This is a genomic window from Sulfurisphaera ohwakuensis, assembly GCF_009729055.1.
GTDB classification, from domain to species: domain Archaea; phylum Thermoproteota; class Thermoprotei_A; order Sulfolobales; family Sulfolobaceae; genus Sulfurisphaera; species Sulfurisphaera ohwakuensis.
On the sequence record NZ_CP045484.1, the window covers coordinates 67,137 to 85,512 of the forward strand.

The following is an 18,376-nucleotide window of genomic DNA, read 5'->3' on the forward strand; positions in this document are numbered from 1 at the left end:
AGCTTTTATGAAAATAAATGGTTCGATTTTAAAACCAGACTCTAAGAACTATTGTACTATTTGTACTTAGTACTCCTTGAAGGCTTCTTATATCATCTATTGTTTTATTAATTGAGGAGATGTTAGTACCCCTAACTACTGTTAAAATGTCATAATCTCCAGTTGTCTCATATACAAATTCTACTCCTTGAATCTTTATTATTTTTTTAGAAATTTCTGGTGTTGGGATTTGTGGATTAGTTTTTACCATAACTATAGCTCTTATTTCATTTTCTAGCTCATAATCAATAGTGAATCTCTTAATTACACCCATTTTTATTAGTTTTTCAATCCTTTTCCTTACTGCCGCTTCACTAATTTTGAGCTCTTTAGCTATACTAGTGTATGGAGTTCTTGCATTTTTCCTTAATATTTCAAGAATTTTTAAATCACTTTCATCTACATCCGCCATTACATGATCACCGTTCCCCTTAATTGTAATGCATTTGAAATTGGGTCTTGCACAAGACCCGAGGAGATTATTACTTTTTTAACTCCATTTTCAATAGTTTCTCCGGCCATTAATAGTTTTCTGTTCATACCGGGTCCTATTCTTTTAGATAATTCTTTAGCCTCTTTAGACGTGAGCTTACTTATTACTTTTCCATCAACTAAAACTCCTTCAACATCAGTTAGAAGTATTAAAGTATCAGCTTTCATAGCAGTAGCAATTGCAAAAGCCATTTGATCTCCATCAACATTAAGTAATGTTTTTTCTTCTGGATCGTATGCCAGGGGAGCAAAAACTAGAAGATCAAAACTCTTTAACAAATCTGAGATTACTAATGAATCAACTTTCTTTATTTTCCCAGTATAACCACCATCAACTATTCTTTTTCTTCCTCTTTCATCTATTATTATTATTTTTTTCTTTCTCTCTGCAATTACAGAGTTACCATCAGCACCAGTTAGTGAAATTACTTTCTTTTTATGAGCTAATTTTGATACTATTTGTCTTGAAATCAAACTCATAACCATTATAAAAACTTCTAATTCTTCTTTAGATGTATATCTACTTCTTATTCCTTCTGGTGAAGTTACAAATACTGGTTCTATTCCTAGTTTCTTAGAAGTCTCAGTTACCTGGTCTCCACCACCATGAACAAATATAGCTTGTTCTCCTACATTAGATAAACTTTCAATAATCCCATCTAAATTATTTTTTATTACTCTTCCTCCGGCTTTTACAACTATCATTTTAAGCAGGCCTCAGAGGAGGTATTCTTAAACCCTCATCTTCTTCAAAACCTCTTGATATGTTAAAGGCTTGTACTGCTTGACCAGCTGCACCTTTCATCAAGTTATCTATTGCAGAAAACATTGTTATTCTTTGCATTCTTTTTTCTATTGCAAAACCTATATCTGCAAAATTACTACCTATAACAAATTTTGGATCTGGATAAGGATGAATATTACTCCTTATTATACGTATGAATTTTCTTCCTTTATAGAATTCTATGGATTTTTTCCACATATCCATTTCGCTTATATCACTACTTAGCCAACCATGAACTGAAGCCAAAGCACCTCTCACACTACTAACGGCGTGAGGAACCAAACTTACTTTTACATCCCTTTTTGCTATTAAACTAAGTTCTTGCTCAGCTTCAGCTGCGTGTCTATGCCCATCGGCCTCATAAGGTCTTATTGCATTTTGTCTTTCTGGATGATGACTACCTTCATGAGGTTTCGCACCTCCTTCACTACTTCCAACTTTTACATCGCTGATTAATTTGTAGGTCTCTAATAGACTTGATGCAACTAAAGGAGCGCCAGCTAATATAGTTGCAGTAGCATTACAGCCTGGAGAAGCGATAAGTTTTGCATTTTTAAGTTCTTCATAGTGAAGTTCTGGTAAGCCATACACAGCTTTTTTCAGCAAATCTGGGTATGGATGTTCATAACCATACCATATTTTATATAGAGTAGGATCTTTTAACCTAAAATCTGCACTTAAATCAATTACTTGAATTCCCATTTCTAGAATTTTTGGTACATATTCTAATGAAACTTTGTGCGGTAACCCTAGAAATACAGCATCCGCTTTATCTCCTAGTTTATCAAATGAAAACTGTGAAAAATTCATATTGTAAAATCCTCTTAAATTTGGATGTACTAATGTTATGGGTTTACCAGCATATTCTCTAGATGTTACATACGTTACTTCTACTTTTGGGTGAACTGCCAGAATTCTTAGCAATTCTCCACCAGTATAACCTGAACCTCCTATTACAGCAACTCTTATCATCTTTTGACCATAAAGCAATAGGATTATAAGTAATTTAAGCATATATAGTATTATATTATGAGTATAACAACAGACGAATTGAAGAAATTCTTAGAAGAAAAAATAGCTGATTTAAAGAAAGAACTGGAGTTTTACGAGTATTTACTTAGTTTAATTGAAGCAGAGGGTTATAAGGGTATAGTAAAGGGAAACAAGGGGAGCATGGATGTTCTTAAAAGTAGCAGAGGAGAAATATTAGCTGAAATATATTATATGCCCCCTATTATGAGGGTAATAATTAAAGGAAAGACTACTATAAATAAAATTTATGTTAATGTACTCACAAAGATACTAGAAAATGAAAAAAATAGAAATAAAATAGATTATGATATTGTATTAGAAAGGGATGAACTTAAAGAAATAATTATAAAAAATGTTAAGGATGAGATAATTTATAATAAGATTAAGGCAGCTTTACAATCTATTTTAGAGAGAGTCTCTTATTAATGTATCTAATGAAATTACTACCGGTCTAGGATCTGTTATAAATCTAATTAAAGCCTCACCCCTTCCTAGGAATGATAATTCGTTTGAAATTTCCTTATCAGATATGTTTACAAATCTTAAAACTTCTTGCCAGAATTTTTTATCTCCATTATTCATAAATGCTATTAATCCTATATTTTGTAAATAAATATCACTATAATCTCCTAAATCGATTATATTCTGAGTAGCTAATAATAACATTATACCAAAACCTCTTCCTCTCTTTATAAGATCAAGTATTATTGAGTACTCAGAAGAATCCTTTATTATAGTCCAAGCTTCATCTACAACTATAGCTATTTTCAATTTATCATCAGCTATGTTATATTTATTATAAATTTTAGTTAGTACTGACATCATTATTAACCGTCTAATTTCTTCAGACTTTATCAGCGAAAGATCAATTACATATATACTATCCTCATTAATCATATCGACTAAGGAGTTTTCTTTACCTATATCAAATTCTTTTACTTGAGATATTATTCTATATAGATATGTTTTAACTTGATAAGGAATATCCAATTTTTCGATTTCAGCCAGAATAATATCCCATGTAGGATTTGTGTACCTATAAAATACATCTTTTATTACTTTGTATAAGATAGAAGAGGTATACTTGTCCAATTTAAAGCTGTTTGATAATATTTCTTCTATTTGTGATATATAAGATTCTAAGTTAATGCCATCAACTCTCAGTAAACCTAAACTATATACAAGAGGGTTAAGAGTTTTGAAGCGTATATAGTATTTTTTTAATCTTATTTTTATATCGCTTTTCATATCGAAAAAAATCACTGGAATATTTGAAAATATATTAATTTTATAACCTAAACTTATTAAAAATTCTGTTTTTCCAGCACCAGTTGGACCAATAAGTAGAACATGAGGATTTAGCATACTTTTATAGTTCCAAAAAACAGCTCTATTATTACCTATTTCTCGTCCTATGTAGATCCCATCTTCAAAAAACTCAAATTTTGGTGACTTAGGTAATGAAAATACGGATAAAAATGGTAATTGAGTTGGGAAACCTTGCTTCTTTAACTTAATTTTATCTTGAAATAATTTTATTATCTCATCTTTTGTAGCTAATCTAGCTTTTATTCCTAAACTTTCTAGTCCCTTCCTTAGAAGTTGGATAGAAGCTAAAACATTTTCTTCTGTGGTAGAGTTAATGATAAAGAATATTAAGTATCTGAAAGGAGTCTCTCCTTCACTTATTTTTTTAATCATAGACTGCACAATTTCTAGTTCATTCTTTGCTCTTTCATTAGATGGATCAGCTTCAGTAATAACTCTTAAATTTTGGGCTCTTAAAAATAAATTTTCTAAAAATTTATTTTTATCTATAGATTGCTTCTTAAATACTATGTCTATATCCCCTAATACATCTAAAACTTTATGAAATGATATTATCTTATTTCTTAGACTTTCATCACTTAAATCCCTATAATCAAAAGGAATGTCATCTACTACAAGAACGCCTCTTATACGTTCTTCATCTCTCATTATTCCATCTTTTACAATTATCCCAGATTTTACTTCATTTTTATTTATTTTACCTCGAATATATGTAGTTATAAAGTCACTGAAAATTCTATAATTTCCCTTCTTTAACATAATCAAAAAGAGAAAAAAGAGTAAGATATCTAAAATAAAAAATATTAAATTTTTACTAATAACACCTAAAATTAAAAGGATTATTACAAAGATTATGAGAACTTTAGGATTTTCACTTATATTATCAGCCATATGTAAGCATAATTTACTTAAAAAAGAGAGAGATAATCACTATAATTCAATATTAGCATGTATTACGCGTAAATCATCTTCAGTCTTTTTAAGCTTCATCATTAATTCAGCGACTACACCATCTAAAAATATTTGTGTAGTATCCTCAAATAATGTACCTAAGGGAGCTAAAGGTTCAGTAATTCCTAAAATTTGCCTAGCAAAATAATCCTCATTTTGTGAATATTTTGTTCTTCCAGGGATTTCAACAACTACATCTGCTATTTTTGCAATAGGACTATCTGAATAGCTTGTTATTGCTATTAATGTTGCTTTAGCTTCTTTTGCGGCTTCAGCAGCAGTTAATATTAGCTTTGTTCGACCAGAACCCGATATTGCAATCGCAATATCCTTTTCACCAATTGCGGGAACTATTGTCTCACCTAATACATAGGCATTGTAACCTAAATGAAGAAGACGCATTGCAAAAGCTCTTCCTACTAATCCACTCCTTCCAGCTCCCATGACTAATACTTTTCCATTTCTATTATTATAATAAAAATTAGTTAGAACTTCAACCATTTTATTTACTTGTTCGGGTTTTATCATTTGAGCGGCCCTTATAATGAATTCGGCAATATCGAACATAGTTTTTATACTAAGTGGGGCTTGGAGAAGTGAGGATGAAGACAAATTATTTCTCCAATTAAACTATATCATGATTACTTTAAAACATTATTGCTATAAAGTAGCAATTAAAGTTTAATATTTTACATGATAAATAACACTATTATGTCGTCAACAAGATGGGTTCCAAAATGGACCATAATAAGCATAGAATTAGAAGACGGGAAGAAAATAGAAGCTTGTTACGATGAGATAACAAAACTCTACGCGTGCCCTTACTGCACCCCAATATGCAAAAAAGGCGGTATCCCAGAACAAGGATCTTATTTCTTCAATAAAGAAGATTTAAAGGAGCATATAAAAGCTCACAGTTTTAACTATTGGATAAAATCAAAGAAGGAAGAAGAGGAAGAAGAAGAGGAAGAAAAAATAAAAGGTACAGAGGAAGAAGAGGAAGAAGGGGAGGAGTAATAAAAATTCTTATTATAGGGAATTTTACCATAGACTTGATTAATGAGAAAGAGCAAATAGGAGGACCACCATTATATTCTGGTTTCGCAATTTACAAGCTTGGAGGAGAGGCTTATATACTTTCAATTTTAGGTAAAGATTTCTTTCATCAAATTCCTAGTTTTTTAAAAATATATAAAATAATAAATGATAATAACACGGTAAAATTTAAGCATATATTTCAAAATAATTCTAGAAAATTAATATTATTATCAAAAACGAATAATAAAATAAGTTTCAAATTTCTGGTTATGCATAACTATTTTGATGGAATATTAATTAATCCTGTATGTAACGAAGTAAACCTAGAAAATATAAACGTAAACGTGCCAATAGCGGTTGACATACAAGGTTTTATTAGAACGTGTAAAATAAATGAAGAGATTAGCTATTCTTCTACTAACTTGCCTCCTAATCCTTTATACACAGTATTTCATAGTAACATAGAAGAATTGAATAACTCTGGACTTTCTATTAAAGATTTATTTAAATTAGGTTTTAAGGAACTATTAATATCATATGATGAAGAAGGATTTGAACTATATACTATGGCTAATAAAAAATATTTTAAACCAACTCAAATTGGTACTTATAGAACAGGTACAGGAGATATACTTCTTGCCTCGTATTTTTATTATAGATTAAATAACGTAGATCCCATAAGTTCTGCAATAAAAGCTAAAGAATTCGTAGAATGGTTTAGCAATTTAGGCTATCAAGAATTGCTTCGCATAGTGTGAAATTCTTCCACTTTCCTAGTCTACCACAGAACCTGATATTTTCAGGATAGACATTATCGTCTTCTCCAATAAGGATTGCATATCTTATAATTCTTGATCTAAAAGCTAAAATTTCGTCTTTTAAGAGTATATTTTCTCTCTTTAAATCACTAAATATCTTATCCCATATAGGTGGCGATGATGTAAACGGAATTAGTATGTATAAGATATCATAATCATTACTAATCCAATAAGCACTTATAATGTGAGAATAAGATATACCATTATCACCATTAATATAAACATCCCAACCTCTATCTTTTTTTGGTACGATAACTATTAGTTCTAGCATTGAGACACTACGTAACTTATCATTCTTAATTCCTAATAGATCTGCAATATATTTTCTAGATATAGTAACGAATATTTCATCTCCCTTGATCATATTATTTGTTGTAATTATTTTATTGTTTTGGATTATCTTCTTTATATTAGTATGTAATACCTTAACTTTCTTAGATAAATTATCTATGAGTTCAATTAAATTAGTCACATAAAACATTTTCTCGTTAAAAATTAGCCATTTAGGCAGTTCATGAGTATAAATCTTTCTAAGTATATAATTTTCTTTTTTCATATGTATTCTTAACTTAACTTCTGTTGTCTGAAAATATTCACATGAATAATTAGTTAATGGAGGATGAAATGGGATATTAACGTTAAGAATTTCCTCGTAGGTAAAAACTCCACCAAGCCTAGGTTGATTTTCAATAATGAGAGAATCTTTCTTATTAGAGGCAAGAAATAAACCAGAGAGCCCTCCACCTAAAACAATTTTCACAAACTAAATTAATAAAAGATTTGATAAAACATTATCTGATGTGTAAGTAAGGCTACCATTACTGGAATCATCACCTTTTCTATCATTCAAATTATCTAAAAATCTCATTAAATCATTTTCAGATTGTAATATTATGATCTTATTATCTAGCTCGAGCTCGATATATGATCTACTTAACAAATCTAATTCCAATATAAATTCTATTTTTCTTTCCTTTAAAGCTTCAATAATTTTAGGAGTTATGTCAATATTACTATTAGCACCAATTATTATTCTAAGCATCCTATATGGATAGCTATGTTAGAATTACTTAAAAGAAAGACTATACAATAATATCAAGTGAAATCCTTTTTAGGTTCAACAATATTACAAGGAGGAGGCATATTTGCTTATACCACAAGCTATGAAGAAGCAAAAAAGATCTATGAAGAAGCAAAAAAGATCTTTACCGAGTTTTCAGTAAAAATATTAGATTTGCAAGATATTAAACAAAAGCTTGAAGCAATAAATTTAGACCCAGATATAGCTGACTTTAAAGAAGGATATGTTATAGCCATAGGTGTGTAATATTATGCGAAAGAAAAGAGGTATTATGTCTATAAGTTGAAATGATAAACAATGGGTAAAGGAGACTTACGTCGGACCTTTAGCTGAAGTTATAGAAACTTGTCTAAAATTGAAAGAAAATGAGAGTGTGAAGCTATGGCCCTACTATGGGCCCGCGGGGACTTGAACCCCGGATCTCCACCGTGTGAGGGTGGCGTCCTAACCAGACTAGACGACGGGCCCATACCATATTTTCCTTTTATCCTTATATAGTTTCTTATAATCTAATTAAGCGAGCAAAAAAGTAAAAATTAAAACATCACAGATTTGTAATCGGGTTCAATCTTTATATTTAGTACGTTTAATTTATTTTCATCTAAGTTTTCTAATTCCATTTTTAGCTCGCTAATACTCTGTATTGTTTTAGCATCCAGACTTTTCTCTAGAATTTCGTCTTTAATATCAAGGTTTGAAGTAGTTCTACTTATAGTTGGAATATCAGATGAGATTGCGTCTATTGTTGTACTTCCATTATCATTTAATATTAGTAGAATTCCATGGCTCTTGTTCAACCTATTTTGAATGATTGATAGATTTTGTATTACCCCTTGTAGGTCTGTAACTCCTATAATCTTATTGTTTGATGCCCTTACGATACCACTAATAGCTATATTTCTTTCTAGTAAGGATTCACTAGCTATCCAACTAAAAGGCTTCTCTATAGGCAATCTTACAAAATCTATTGTTGGAGCAGTTAGATCTATGAAAATCTTATCAAACTTGAATTGCTGAATAGTCCTTACTACATCATAAGGCCATAAACCTCCATGAGAATCTAAAATGTGTATTTTTCTATATACCTTTATTTTATCAGCAGAACCCCTCTTTATTGGTTCCTTAATTTTAGCCTTAAGCTGTGTTAACAGTTCTTTTAAGAATAAACCTGTATCTGCTACTACTGGAATTTGTGGAATAAAAACTTTGCCTATATCTTCACCATCAACATTATTATGAATAAGATAGCCTTTGAATTTCATTGACCAGCCGGCTGTAGAGAGTTGTGTAAATCTTGTTCCTAAAGCTAGTATCACATCGGCTTCATCAAGCAGTCTGCCTCCTTCTTCTGTAGCAAATAAACCTAGACCTTCACCAGCATAAAGCGGATGTGATGCTGGTATTACTCCTTTGCTCCTAAAAGTAGCTATAACTGGTGAATCTAATAACTCAGCAAGTTCTTTTAATTCATCAAAAGAGTTAGAAGCTAAAACACCATAACCAGCAATAATTACTGGTGATTTTGAATTTGATAATACTTCCGCGACCTTTGCTACTGTGGTCTTATCTGGTGTTTTCTTTTCTGGTTTCTGCTCAGCAGGAGATAAAGGATATGCTTTCAACTTAAATAAATCTTCTGCTATTTCTATATAAACTGGCCTATTTCTATTACTTAATGCTTCCTTATAACCTTTCTCTATAGTTATTATTATTTCTTCTATGCTAACTACTCTTTCACGCATCTTTGTTATAGGAGCTAATATATTCATTAAATCATCTTGGGTCTTCAACTCAGCAATTCTACTTCTACCAGTATCCCTATATGATCTTAGAGTTGAAACAAGCAGAAGTGGTACAGAGTCCATAAATGCTTGGGCTATTATATCAATAGCCTCAGTTAAATAAACACCAGGGGATTGCAAAACTACTCCAAGCGTATTATATTCCCTCGCATAGGAATCGGCTAACATTACAGCCTCTCTGGTGCTTGACGCATAATTTATATTAATTTCGTATTGTTTAAGTCTTTCAGCCAAAAATGATGGAAGATTATAAGGTGAAAATATTTCTTTGATTCCTAACTCTTTAAAAGTATAAGCAATCGCTTCGTCTCCTTTTGTTTCTCTTCCTATTGTCTCCTCTTTTCTTTTGGGTTGACTCACAAGATTATACAACCAAAGTAAAGTATAAATTTTTTAAATAAGCCGGGGGCGGGACTTGAACCCGCGAAATAACGGGTATCTGCAATAAACTCTGCGGCCCGCCGCCTTAACCTCTCGGCCACCCCGGCATGTATTCAAATATGTTTTACACTATCGAGCTAAAATATTTTAATGTTAACTTATGCATTTTAGAGCGTGAGAAAGTGATTCCTTTTTCAAAAATAGGGGATATATTGGCCGAAATAAAAGGGCTAACAGATTTTGTAATAATAGGTGATACTATAGTAGATTTAAGTTTAGGTAGAAAGGGTACCGATAGCGATATTGATCTCTTCATGCTTGGCTTAAGTGTACTAGTTGATGAAGATAAAATACGTGAATTCGCTTTTGAAAGAGGTTGGGATTTCGGTAAGACACCTATAGATACACCTAGAATTATTGCTTCAGTAGACGATGACCAATTACAGATAGATATGTATGAAAATATTCAAGATTTTTTTGTTCCAGAAGAAATAATAAACAGTGCTATTGAAATGAGAATAGGCAAAGAAAAATTTAAGATAGTAAGACTAGAAGATTACATTTTACTTAAAACTAATGCTTTTAGAGAAGAAGATGAGGACGAATTGAAAACCATAGTTTACTTAATAGGTGAAGGAAAGCTTAATATAGATAAAAAATACTTAGAGTCTCATATAGATCTTTTTGAAGAAAATTCGAAAAGTATACGAGATAGACTTGCCTTAATAGGAATAAAAATTTAGGCTATCCTTTCTTAGCTGGTAATTCTTTCTTCTTTGGTCTTAGATTTTTACTATGGCATCTTCTACATTTTGTAGCTCTTATGGAATTTAATGCCCCACAATCTCTACAGACTTTCTTTAAAAATACACGCTGTTGAACTATTTGAAGCTTTACTGGATCGGTGAGTGGCATTTTTAACCCCGATTCAATAATATGAGTCAGTTCAAAAAAAGTATTGCGGTAAAAGCGGAGTTGAAAGAGGATGAAGATACCGCTAGATTATATTTGTGTAAAAAGTGGACTTCTATGCAATCGTTGTCAATCTCTGATAGATAAGGGCGAAGTAGAACATTATGAAGTAGACGTGATGAAGATTTTATTAGATCTAGAAGAAACACAGTTTAGAGAACTGAAAGATGCAGTATATCATAAAGCGTTTAAAGTAGATAATTTATTGATATTACTAGTAACTAGTCCACCTACAATGTCTCATCAAAAATGGATTAAGATAGCTAAAATACTTCAAGAGAAACTAGGCTTAAAAGTAAGAATCCTTGAAAAAAGTAACAACATTAAGTCCACAGCGTCTCAACTATTATCACCAGCAAGAGTACTAGGAGTAAATACAGTATGGTTACCAGATGGTTCAGTACAATATGTTATAAGAATCTCTAGAAACGAAAAGAGATTTCTACCAGCAGATGAAAATTCGTTAGAAACAGCACTATCAAAAATCCATGCTATCCCAATAAAAATTAGGGTGGAGTAAAAATGTATAGAAGTCATTTCATTGCTGATGTAACTCCAGAATATGATGGAAAAGAAGTAATATGGGCTGGATGGGTTCATCTTTTGCGTGACTTAGGTGGTAAGAAATTTATAATACTTAGAGATAAGACTGGTTTAGGTCAAGTAGTAGTAGACAAAAACTCTAGTGCTTTTGGTATTTCGCAAGAACTTACACAAGAAAGTGTTATCCAAGTGAGAGGTATAGTAAAAGCTGATAAAAGAGCTCCTAGAGGGATAGAACTCCATGCAGAAGAAATAACTTTACTAAGTAAAGCAAAAGCACCTTTACCTTTAGATGTTTCTGGTAAAGTAAAAGCTGATATAGATACTAGACTTAGAGAGAGAGTATTAGATTTAAGAAGACAGGAAATGCAAGCAGTAATAAAAATCCAATCTTTAGCACTAAAGGCTTTTAGAGAAACATTATATAAAGAAGGATTTATCGAAATTTTCACCCCAAAGATTATAGCATCAGCTACTGAGGGTGGTGCACAATTATTTCCCGTGATATACTTTGGTAAGGAAGCATTTTTAGCGCAAAGCCCACAGCTTTATAAAGAACTTATGGCTGGAGTAGTAGAAAGAGTTTTTGAAGTTGCTCCTGCTTGGAGAGCTGAAGAATCTGATACACCGTTTCATTTAGCAGAATTTATTAGTATGGATGTAGAAATGGCGTTTGCTGATTATAACGATGTAATGCAACTTTTAGAGAAAATATTACATAATATTGTAAAGACCATAAAAGAAGAAGGAAAAGAAGAGCTAAAAATTTTAAATTATGAACCACCAGAAGTAAAGATACCTATTAAAAGATTAAAGTACACTGAAGCAATAGAAATCTTAAGAAGTAAAGGATACAATATTAAATTTGGAGATGATATAGGAACACCCGAATTAAGAATACTTAATGAGGAACTAAAAGAGGATTTATATTTCATTATTGATTGGCCCTCAGATGCAAGACCATTCTATACTAAAAGTAAAAGTGAGAACCCAGAATTAAGCGAAAGTTTCGATTTAATCTATAAATTTTTAGAAATAGTATCAGGAAGCACAAGAAACCATAAGAGAGAAGTACTAGAAGAAACATTAAAGAAAAAAGGATTGAAACCAGAGAGCTTCGAGTTTTTCCTAAAATGGTTTGATTATGGAATGCCACCTCACGCCGGATTTGGAATGGGACTAGCAAGACTAATGGTAATGTTAACGGGAATACAGAGCGTTAAGGAAATAGTTCCCTTCCCTAGAGATAAGAAAAGACTAACACCCTAAGTAAAAAGTCTTGGATCAGTTCTCGCAACCTCTCTTATAACAATAGTTGCATAAATTCCACGATCTAAAGCAAATGTAATTTTTTTATCTTTTATGGTTAAATTTCTAATTAGAGTATATGCTTTTCTTACAAGATCCTTAACATTTAGTTTTAGTTCCTTAATCTTAAAATTAATACTTAGTAGTCCTTCTTCTCTAAATATTTCTCTACAAATACTATCACAACTATCATATGATGTAGGAATTTTTATTACTAAATTCTCATCTATCTTAGTATGATCCATTATCCTTGATAGATACTTATTAAATAAATATGATTGGTAAGCTTCTATGTAAAATATAAGTGGAGTTTGTAAATTTCTTAATATGTTAAAATAATTCTCATTCCTAAGAAGCAGTTTAATAGCTATTCTTTCATCTCTAAATCTTTTAGGGAATAATTCTAGTGCTTCTTTAAGATCGCCTTTCATATAAGCATATCTAGCTTTTTTTACAAGTTCGCTTTCGCTTTCAAAAGGATATCCTACCAAAAAATCAATAGCATTTTGCCATTCTCTCAACACCAACATTTTACCTATAATGTGAGTTATAGGTCTTTTTGTCCCAAATCGTTGATAGCCTATATAAGCTGGTAAATATTTTATGCTCCTTAGTTTATTTACTCTTTTCTCAAGCTCTTTAATATCATCAGTTTCTATCTCTATCTCAAATATGTTCCCAGTATGATTAAATTTAGAATTGCTATAACCTAAGAAGGTTAAAAGAAACTTGTCATTTTCATACTTCTCAATAATATTTTTTACATTAGTTGTATATACTATTTGTTCTGTAATAGCATTTGTATCCTTAATTCCTATATAATGTATCTTGCTATGTAATATTTTTGATATTTCACTTATCACAGTAAAATGATCTATTCCCCGCTTTCTAAGTAAATATACAGCATATTTGCCTTGTATGGAACCTTTCCATTCCGTAGCAGGTTTATAAGAGATCTCCTCAATAACCCTAAAACCATCAGGTCTATTGATAAAAACCTTCAGTGGACTCCAGTCTTCATTTATAAAATACTTCTCCATCCCGAGCATTATATCTATTGGATGCGGTGTAGTTACCAGTTAACTTCGCCTAAATTAGTGATAAAATATTCGCTGACTTAAAGTTTTTACTGAATATCTAAACTTCATTTAAACACTATTACAATAATTTCTAATTATAAACAAGCAGATTTTATCTAGTAATTAAAAATTTTTATTAATAAAAAATTAAAGAAGTTTTAGATCTCCAGTTATCTTATCAACTAATTCTACAGGGGCTGGTCCAATTCCTATACAAGTTACTGTTCCAGGTTCTATCTGCGTTTTTCCAGCATCTTGTATTATAGTTGTTGGTAAATTTAGTTCTATAGCCTTTTCATATCTTTTATTTAATTCATCGAGGTTAGGAACTTTAACAACTATTTTAGGTTGTCCTTCTTCTAGCCATTTATATAACCATTCTTTCCAAAGACTATTACTAGAATTTAGAATATCAAGAACTAATGAAACAGCTGCATGAGCGACTTGGGCAGCTATTTTGCCTTTTCCCATATCTAAATCTGTCCTTACGACTATTACCATTTTAGTAGCCATCAAAAAGAGAGAATTTATAAACCAAATTAAAAACTATGTAATACAATGAGTCTAAATTTCAGATTAAGTTTAAGAGAAGAGATTGAACCACCAGTATGCTCCAGTTGCGGAAAACTAATACACCCTAGAGAGAAAGGAGTTGAATTTTACTGCCCTAACTGTGGAGAAATAATTATAAGAAGATGTTATTATTGCAGAAAACACATAGTGTCCTATACTTGTCCAAAATGTGGTTTTGAAGGTCCATAAGGTGATTATATGACAGACGTCCTTGTAGTAGTAAAAGTATTCCCAGAAAGTGATGAAGTGAATCTTGATAATTTATATGAAGAAATTGGTAAGAAACTACCCGCAGGATATAAGTTAGTAAGAAAAGAAACAGAGCCAATAGCTTACGGTTTAAAAGCATTAATTGCATATGTACAAATGCCTGAAAATGTTGAGGGAGGAACTGATACATTAGAAGAGATAATAAACAGCATTCAAGGAGTAAGTCATGCTGAGGTAGTTGGTATTACAAGACTAGGTTTTTAAATTAATTATACTTTAAGTTCTTATACCACATTATTTATATACATATTTTGGAGATAGAGTTGAGTACTGGCGCTGAAATTCCTCCTTCTGGTAAGAAAGAGCTTATATTGAGAGTAGTTGAAGCTAAACAAAAAGATGTAGGAAGAGGAAAAGTTAGAGTAGACATTGATTTATTAAACCAAATAGGCGTTAATCCTGGAGAAGTAATTGAAATTGAAGGACAAAGAAAGACCGCCGCAATAGCTTGGCCTTTATCACCAGAAGATGCCCTTGAAGAAGAAGACAAATTCATAATTAGAATGGATGGGATAACAAGGAAAAACGCGGGTGTTTCTATAGGAGACAAAGTTATAGTAAGAAAAGCCTCACCAAAAATAGCAACTAGCGTAAAACTAGCTCCTTCGAATTTTTCAATTACTGTTGATCCAGGGTTTATATCTTATGTAAAGAAAAAACTTAAAGATTACCCTCTAGTTGAAGGAGATACTGTTCTTATTCCAGTACTAGGTCAAGCTATACCTTTTACAGTAGTTCAGGTTAGACCTCAAGGAATAGTGATTGTTTCAGATGAGACAAGTATAACAATATCTGAAAAACCAGCAGAACAAGCTAGATATCCTAGGGTTACTTATGAGGACATTGGCGGAATGAAGCATATAATACAGAAAATAAGAGAGCTTGTAGAATTACCACTGAAACACCCAGAATTATTCAAGAGATTAGGAATTGAACCACCTAAAGGAATTTTACTATATGGTCCTCCTGGAGTAGGTAAAACCCTATTAGCTAAAGCAGTAGCTAATGAAACAGAAGCTTACTTTACATCTATTAATGGACCGGAAATTATGAGCAAATTCTATGGTGAGAGCGAACAAAGACTAAGAGAAATTTTTGAAGATGCAAAGAAACACGCACCAGCTATAATATTTATTGATGAAATAGACGCAATAGCACCTAAAAGAGATGAAGTAATAGGTGAAGTTGAAAGAAGAGTTGTTGCACAACTATTAACATTAATGGACGGTCTCGAGAGTAGAGGTAATGTAATAGTTATTGCAGCTACAAATAGACCTAATGCCGTTGACCCCGCGCTAAGAAGACCAGGAAGATTTGATAGAGAAATAGAAATACCATTACCAGACAAGCAGGGTAGATTAGAAATATTACAAATTCACACTAGAAATATGCCGTTATCCAAGGATGTAGACCTAGAAAAATTAGCTGAAATGACCCATGGATATACTGGTGCAGATCTTTCTGCTTTAGTTAGAGAAGCTGCAATGAATGCATTAAGAAGATATCTACAAGTAATTGATTTGAACCAGGATAAAATACCACCAGAAATACTCGAAAAAATGGAAGTAAATATGGATGACTTCTTAAAGGCATTTAAAGAAATCGTACCAAGCGGTTTAAGAGAAATCTATGTAGAAGTACCCGAAGTTCATTGGAGCGATATTGGAGGACTAGAGGATGTAAAAGAAGAATTAAGAGAAGTAGTAGAATATCCACTAAAATACAGAGAAGCTTATGAGAATGTTGGAATAGAACCGCCTAAGGGTATTTTGTTGTTTGGTCCTCCTGGTACTGGTAAGACTATGCTTGCTAAGGCTGTTGCTACTGAGAGTGGTGCTAATTTTATTGCTGTTCGTGGTCCTGAAATCTTATCAAAGTGGGTTGGTGAGAGTGAGAAGGCTATTAGGGAAATATTTAGGAAGGCTAGGCAAGCAGCACCAACAGTAATATTCTTTGATGAAATAGACGCAATAGCACCAATGAGAGGACTAACAACAGACAGTGGCGTAACAGAAAGAATAGTAAACCAACTACTAGCAGAAATGGACGGAATTGAAAAACTTGAGAATGTGGTTATTATTGCTGCTACTAATAGGCCTGATATTCTTGATCCTGCTTTGTTGAGGCCTGGTAGGTTTGATAGGTTGATTTATGTTCCTCCACCAGATAAGAGGGCTAGGGCTGAGATTTTGAAAGTTCATACTAGGAATGTACCATTAGCTGAAGATATTACATTAGATGAGCTAGCTGAAAAAACAGAAGGCTACACAGGAGCTGATTTAGCTGCACTAGTTAGAGAAGCCACATTAAGAGCAATAAGAGAAGAAATGAGTGAATGTATGAAAAAAGCTGATGAAAACTGTAAAAGAAATGATAATGAATGTAGAGATAGAATTGTGAAGGACTGCATGAAAGGAAAAGGAGTTCTAGTCGAGAAAAGGCATTTTGAGATCGCATTAAAGAAAGTGAGACCATCAGTAACTATGGACATGATACAGTTCTACCAGAACTGGTTAGAAAAAGCAAGGCAACAACTACCAAGAGCTAATTTGAAGCCTAGTACCTTCACGTGAAAATAAATGTGGAGAGAAATTCCGTTACATTACATTATTCTTGAAATTCTTAAGAAGAGAAATGCACCTATTACAGATGAAGATTTATATAACGAAGTTAAGAAAAGCGTAAATTATGAAATATCTTTTTCTGATTTTTTAAAAGCATTAATGAAACTAGAAATTAGGGGATTTATTACAGTAACGTTAATAAGAGAGAATGTAAGAATGATTAATTATATAGGTGAGAAGGAATAGGAGTAGATCTTGCTGAGCTTGTTGAAGAGGTAAAAAAGGAACTATCTTTCGCTGAACTTAAAGGAAAGAAAATAAGTATTGATGCATATAATGCCCTTTATCAGTTTTTGGCTGCGATAAGACAACCAGATGGAACACCATTAATGGATAGTCAAGGAAGAGTAACTAGTCATCTTAATGGATTATTTTATAGGACTATAAGTATTCTGGAGGAGGGAATTATACCCATTTATGTTTTTGATGGAAAACCACCAGAACAAAAAGCTCAAGAATTAGAACGAAGAAAAAAAGTAAAAGAAGAAGCTGAAAAGAAGTTAGAGCAAGCCAAAACAGAAGGAAGTATAAAGGCTAGTGAGTTAAAAAAATATGCTCAAATGAGTATTAGACTTACTAACGAAATGGCTGAAGAAAGCAAGGAATTACTGAAAGCTATGGGAATTCCAGTAGTTCAAGCACCTTCAGAAGGTGAAGCAGAAGCAGCATATATAAATATTTTAGGCTTAAGTTGGGCAACTGCAAGCCAAGACTATGACTCCCTTTTATTTGGTGCTAAAAGGTTAATAAGAAATCTTACTTTAACTGGTAAAAGGAAACTTCCGGGAAAAGATGTATATGTAGAGATTAAACCAGAACTAATAGAACTAGATACTTTATTAAAAAAACTGGGTTTAACTAGAGAACAATTAATAGACATTGGCATTATAGTTGGAACAGATTATAACCCAGATGGAATTAAAGGCTATGGCGTTAAAACCGCATATAGAATTATTAAAAAATATGGTAGTTTAGAAAAAGCAATAGAAAAAGGAGAAATACCAAAAATTAAAGTCAATTTTAACGTCGAAGAGATAAGAAGTCTATTCCTAAAACCACAAGTAGTAGAGCCTAAGGAAAATCTTGAATTAGTAGATTGTGATAGTAATAAAATATTAGATATCCTCGTTAAAACGCACGATTTTAACGAGGAAAGAGTAAAAAACGGGATAGAGAGATTAGAAAAAGCAAAGAGAGAAGCAAAAGGAGCTTCTCGTCAGACTGGACTTGATCAATGGTTTTGATTAACTAAATTTTCAT

At 31.9% G+C, this 18,376-nt stretch carries 24 protein-coding genes and 2 tRNA genes; 13 read left to right on the forward strand and 13 right to left on the reverse strand.

The window, feature by feature from the left end:
• Positions 1–28: 28 nt before the first annotated feature.
• From lysM to argC, 3 genes are read right to left on the reverse strand one after another with little or no spacing between them, the layout of a single operon-like run.
• On the reverse strand, positions 29–451 hold the full coding sequence (gene lysM / locus D1869_RS00420) for an HTH-type transcriptional regulator LysM (protein WP_010978132.1): 423 nt from the start codon (positions 449–451) through the stop codon (positions 29–31).
• The gene (locus tag D1869_RS00425) at positions 451–1,236 is read right to left on the reverse strand and encodes a [LysW]-aminoadipate/[LysW]-glutamate kinase (RefSeq protein WP_156013447.1); all 786 of its coding nucleotides are present in this window, start codon (positions 1,234–1,236) and stop codon (positions 451–453) included. Before D1869_RS00425 ends, lysM begins: the two co-directional genes overlap by 1 nt.
• A gap of 1 nt (position 1,237) precedes the next feature.
• Positions 1,238–2,287 (reverse strand): N-acetyl-gamma-glutamyl-phosphate reductase, encoded by a 1,050-nt coding sequence (gene argC, locus D1869_RS00430; protein ID WP_156013449.1) that lies wholly within the window; start codon positions 2,285–2,287, stop codon positions 1,238–1,240.
• 57 nt (positions 2,288–2,344) lie between these two features.
• Between argC and D1869_RS00435 the strand changes: the two genes are divergently transcribed.
• On the forward strand, positions 2,345–2,773 hold the full coding sequence (locus D1869_RS00435; protein WP_010978135.1) for a hypothetical protein: 429 nt from the start codon (positions 2,345–2,347) through the stop codon (positions 2,771–2,773).
• Here D1869_RS00435 and cedB read toward each other — a convergent pair.
• The gene (cedB, locus tag D1869_RS00440) at positions 2,753–4,567 is read right to left on the reverse strand and encodes a DNA import protein CedB (RefSeq protein ID WP_156013451.1); all 1,815 of its coding nucleotides are present in this window, start codon (positions 4,565–4,567) and stop codon (positions 2,753–2,755) included. The two genes, D1869_RS00435 and cedB, sit on opposite strands and share 21 nt — an antisense overlap.
• Positions 4,568–4,606: 39 nt before the next feature.
• The gene (gene hxlB / locus D1869_RS00445) at positions 4,607–5,194 is read right to left on the reverse strand and encodes a 6-phospho-3-hexuloisomerase (RefSeq protein WP_156015868.1); all 588 of its coding nucleotides are present in this window, start codon (positions 5,192–5,194) and stop codon (positions 4,607–4,609) included.
• Between the two features lie 144 nt (positions 5,195–5,338).
• Here hxlB and D1869_RS00450 point away from each other — a divergent pair, with 144 nt between their 5' ends.
• The gene (locus tag D1869_RS00450; protein WP_231113665.1) at positions 5,339–5,644 is read left to right on the forward strand and encodes a hypothetical protein; all 306 of its coding nucleotides are present in this window, start codon (positions 5,339–5,341) and stop codon (positions 5,642–5,644) included.
• Positions 5,554–6,423, forward strand: coding sequence for a carbohydrate kinase family protein (locus D1869_RS00455; RefSeq protein WP_156013453.1), 870 nt, complete (start codon positions 5,554–5,556; stop codon positions 6,421–6,423). The genes D1869_RS00450 and D1869_RS00455 overlap by 91 nt, the downstream gene beginning before the upstream one ends.
• On the opposite strand, the gene D1869_RS00460 is transcribed toward D1869_RS00455, so the two are convergent.
• Entirely contained in the window at positions 6,383–7,243 is an 861-nt protein-coding gene (locus tag D1869_RS00460; protein WP_156013455.1) for an NAD(P)/FAD-dependent oxidoreductase, read from the reverse strand. The two genes, D1869_RS00455 and D1869_RS00460, sit on opposite strands and share 41 nt — an antisense overlap.
• A gap of 3 nt (positions 7,244–7,246) precedes the next feature.
• Entirely contained in the window at positions 7,247–7,525 is a 279-nt protein-coding gene (locus D1869_RS00465) for a hypothetical protein (RefSeq protein ID WP_156013457.1), read from the reverse strand.
• Positions 7,526–7,582: 57 nt separating this feature from the next.
• Between D1869_RS00465 and D1869_RS00470 the strand changes: the two genes are divergently transcribed.
• Positions 7,583–7,810 carry a hypothetical protein gene (locus tag D1869_RS00470; RefSeq protein ID WP_052846210.1) on the forward strand — a complete coding sequence of 76 codons (228 nt, stop codon included), beginning with the start codon at positions 7,583–7,585 and terminating at the stop codon, positions 7,808–7,810.
• Between the two features lie 91 nt (positions 7,811–7,901).
• Positions 7,902–7,976, forward strand: a complete 75-nt coding sequence (locus tag D1869_RS15785) for a hypothetical protein (RefSeq protein ID WP_375781472.1) — start codon at positions 7,902–7,904, stop codon at positions 7,974–7,976.
• Here the strand turns inward: D1869_RS15785 and D1869_RS00480 are convergent.
• From D1869_RS00480 to D1869_RS00490, 3 genes are all read right to left on the reverse strand, one after another.
• A tRNA-Val gene (locus D1869_RS00480) sits at positions 7,958–8,032 on the reverse strand. The genes D1869_RS15785 and D1869_RS00480 overlap by 19 nt on opposite strands.
• Positions 8,033–8,100: 68 nt before the next feature.
• The gene (locus D1869_RS00485) at positions 8,101–9,726 is read right to left on the reverse strand and encodes a thiamine pyrophosphate-binding protein (protein ID WP_156013459.1); all 1,626 of its coding nucleotides are present in this window, start codon (positions 9,724–9,726) and stop codon (positions 8,101–8,103) included.
• A gap of 40 nt (positions 9,727–9,766) precedes the next feature.
• Positions 9,767–9,854: transfer RNA gene (locus tag D1869_RS00490), tRNA-Cys, on the reverse strand.
• A 75-nt stretch (positions 9,855–9,929) separates the two neighbouring features.
• Between D1869_RS00490 and D1869_RS00495 the strand changes: the two genes are divergently transcribed.
• Complete coding sequence (locus D1869_RS00495; RefSeq protein WP_156013461.1) at positions 9,930–10,490, forward strand: nucleotidyltransferase; 561 nt, start codon at positions 9,930–9,932, stop codon at positions 10,488–10,490.
• A 1-nt stretch (position 10,491) separates the two neighbouring features.
• On the opposite strand, the gene D1869_RS00500 is transcribed toward D1869_RS00495, so the two are convergent.
• Positions 10,492–10,662, reverse strand: coding sequence for a 50S ribosomal protein L40e (locus D1869_RS00500; protein ID WP_156013463.1), 171 nt, complete (start codon positions 10,660–10,662; stop codon positions 10,492–10,494).
• Positions 10,663–10,732: 70 nt separating this feature from the next.
• Between D1869_RS00500 and D1869_RS00505 the strand changes: the two genes are divergently transcribed.
• Both D1869_RS00505 and aspS read left to right on the forward strand, forming a co-directional pair.
• On the forward strand, positions 10,733–11,239 hold the full coding sequence (locus D1869_RS00505; RefSeq protein ID WP_010978145.1) for a transcription elongation factor NusA: 507 nt from the start codon (positions 10,733–10,735) through the stop codon (positions 11,237–11,239).
• A 2-nt stretch (positions 11,240–11,241) separates the two neighbouring features.
• On the forward strand, positions 11,242–12,531 hold the full coding sequence (gene aspS / locus D1869_RS00510) for an aspartate--tRNA(Asn) ligase (protein ID WP_156013465.1): 1,290 nt from the start codon (positions 11,242–11,244) through the stop codon (positions 12,529–12,531).
• On the opposite strand, the gene truD is transcribed toward aspS, so the two are convergent.
• Together truD and pth2 are read right to left on the reverse strand one after the other, a co-directional pair.
• Entirely contained in the window at positions 12,528–13,619 is a 1,092-nt protein-coding gene (truD, locus tag D1869_RS00515; protein ID WP_156013467.1) for a tRNA pseudouridine(13) synthase TruD, read from the reverse strand. The two genes, aspS and truD, sit on opposite strands and share 4 nt — an antisense overlap.
• A gap of 177 nt (positions 13,620–13,796) precedes the next feature.
• A complete protein-coding gene (gene pth2 / locus D1869_RS00520) occupies positions 13,797–14,162 on the reverse strand; it encodes a peptidyl-tRNA hydrolase Pth2 (RefSeq protein WP_156015870.1) in 366 nt (121 codons plus the stop codon).
• A 45-nt stretch (positions 14,163–14,207) separates the two neighbouring features.
• Here pth2 and D1869_RS00525 point away from each other — a divergent pair, with 45 nt between their 5' ends.
• From D1869_RS00525 to fen, 5 genes are read left to right on the forward strand one after another with little or no spacing between them, the layout of a single operon-like run.
• The gene (locus D1869_RS00525; RefSeq protein ID WP_010978150.1) at positions 14,208–14,411 is read left to right on the forward strand and encodes a zinc finger domain-containing protein; all 204 of its coding nucleotides are present in this window, start codon (positions 14,208–14,210) and stop codon (positions 14,409–14,411) included.
• A 9-nt stretch (positions 14,412–14,420) separates the two neighbouring features.
• Positions 14,421–14,696, forward strand: a complete 276-nt coding sequence (locus D1869_RS00530; protein WP_010978151.1) for an elongation factor 1-beta — start codon at positions 14,421–14,423, stop codon at positions 14,694–14,696.
• Between the two features lie 47 nt (positions 14,697–14,743).
• Entirely contained in the window at positions 14,744–17,065 is a 2,322-nt protein-coding gene (locus tag D1869_RS00535; RefSeq protein ID WP_156013469.1) for a CDC48 family AAA ATPase, read from the forward strand.
• Positions 17,066–17,071: 6 nt separating this feature from the next.
• A complete protein-coding gene (locus tag D1869_RS00540; RefSeq protein WP_052846216.1) occupies positions 17,072–17,302 on the forward strand; it encodes a hypothetical protein in 231 nt (76 codons plus the stop codon).
• Positions 17,299–18,360 (forward strand): flap endonuclease-1, encoded by a 1,062-nt coding sequence (gene fen / locus D1869_RS00545; RefSeq protein WP_156013471.1) that lies wholly within the window; start codon positions 17,299–17,301, stop codon positions 18,358–18,360. Before D1869_RS00540 ends, fen begins: the two co-directional genes overlap by 4 nt.
• Positions 18,361–18,376: the final 16 nt, after the last annotated feature.

What these genes read in the sequence shown, in the direction of transcription:
- lysM (WP_010978132.1), bottom strand. Translation starts at nt 451, where the DNA reads ATGGCGGATGTAGATGAAAGTGATTTAAAAATTCTTGAAATATTAAGG.
- D1869_RS00425 (WP_156013447.1), bottom strand. Translation starts at nt 1,236, where the DNA reads ATGATAGTTGTAAAAGCCGGAGGAAGAGTAATAAAAAATAATTTAGAT.
- argC (WP_156013449.1), bottom strand. Translation starts at nt 2,287, where the DNA reads ATGATAAGAGTTGCTGTAATAGGAGGTTCAGGTTATACTGGTGGAGAA.
- D1869_RS00435 (WP_010978135.1), top strand. Translation starts at nt 2,345, where the DNA reads ATGAGTATAACAACAGACGAATTGAAGAAATTCTTAGAAGAAAAAATA.
- cedB (WP_156013451.1), bottom strand. Translation starts at nt 4,567, where the DNA reads ATGGCTGATAATATAAGTGAAAATCCTAAAGTTCTCATAATCTTTGTA.
- hxlB (WP_156015868.1), bottom strand. Translation starts at nt 5,194, where the DNA reads ATGTTCGATATTGCCGAATTCATTATAAGGGCCGCTCAAATGATAAAA.
- D1869_RS00450 (WP_231113665.1), top strand. Translation starts at nt 5,339, where the DNA reads ATGTCGTCAACAAGATGGGTTCCAAAATGGACCATAATAAGCATAGAA.
- D1869_RS00465 (WP_156013457.1), bottom strand. Translation starts at nt 7,525, where the DNA reads ATGCTTAGAATAATAATTGGTGCTAATAGTAATATTGACATAACTCCT.
- D1869_RS00500 (WP_156013463.1), bottom strand. Translation starts at nt 10,662, where the DNA reads ATGCCACTCACCGATCCAGTAAAGCTTCAAATAGTTCAACAGCGTGTA.
- D1869_RS00505 (WP_010978145.1), top strand. Translation starts at nt 10,733, where the DNA reads ATGAAGATACCGCTAGATTATATTTGTGTAAAAAGTGGACTTCTATGC.
- aspS (WP_156013465.1), top strand. Translation starts at nt 11,242, where the DNA reads ATGTATAGAAGTCATTTCATTGCTGATGTAACTCCAGAATATGATGGA.
- truD (WP_156013467.1), bottom strand. Translation starts at nt 13,619, where the DNA reads ATGCTCGGGATGGAGAAGTATTTTATAAATGAAGACTGGAGTCCACTG.
- pth2 (WP_156015870.1), bottom strand. Translation starts at nt 14,162, where the DNA reads ATGGCTACTAAAATGGTAATAGTCGTAAGGACAGATTTAGATATGGGA.
- D1869_RS00525 (WP_010978150.1), top strand. Translation starts at nt 14,208, where the DNA reads ATGAGTCTAAATTTCAGATTAAGTTTAAGAGAAGAGATTGAACCACCA.
- D1869_RS00530 (WP_010978151.1), top strand. Translation starts at nt 14,421, where the DNA reads ATGACAGACGTCCTTGTAGTAGTAAAAGTATTCCCAGAAAGTGATGAA.
- D1869_RS00540 (WP_052846216.1), top strand. Translation starts at nt 17,072, where the DNA reads ATGTGGAGAGAAATTCCGTTACATTACATTATTCTTGAAATTCTTAAG.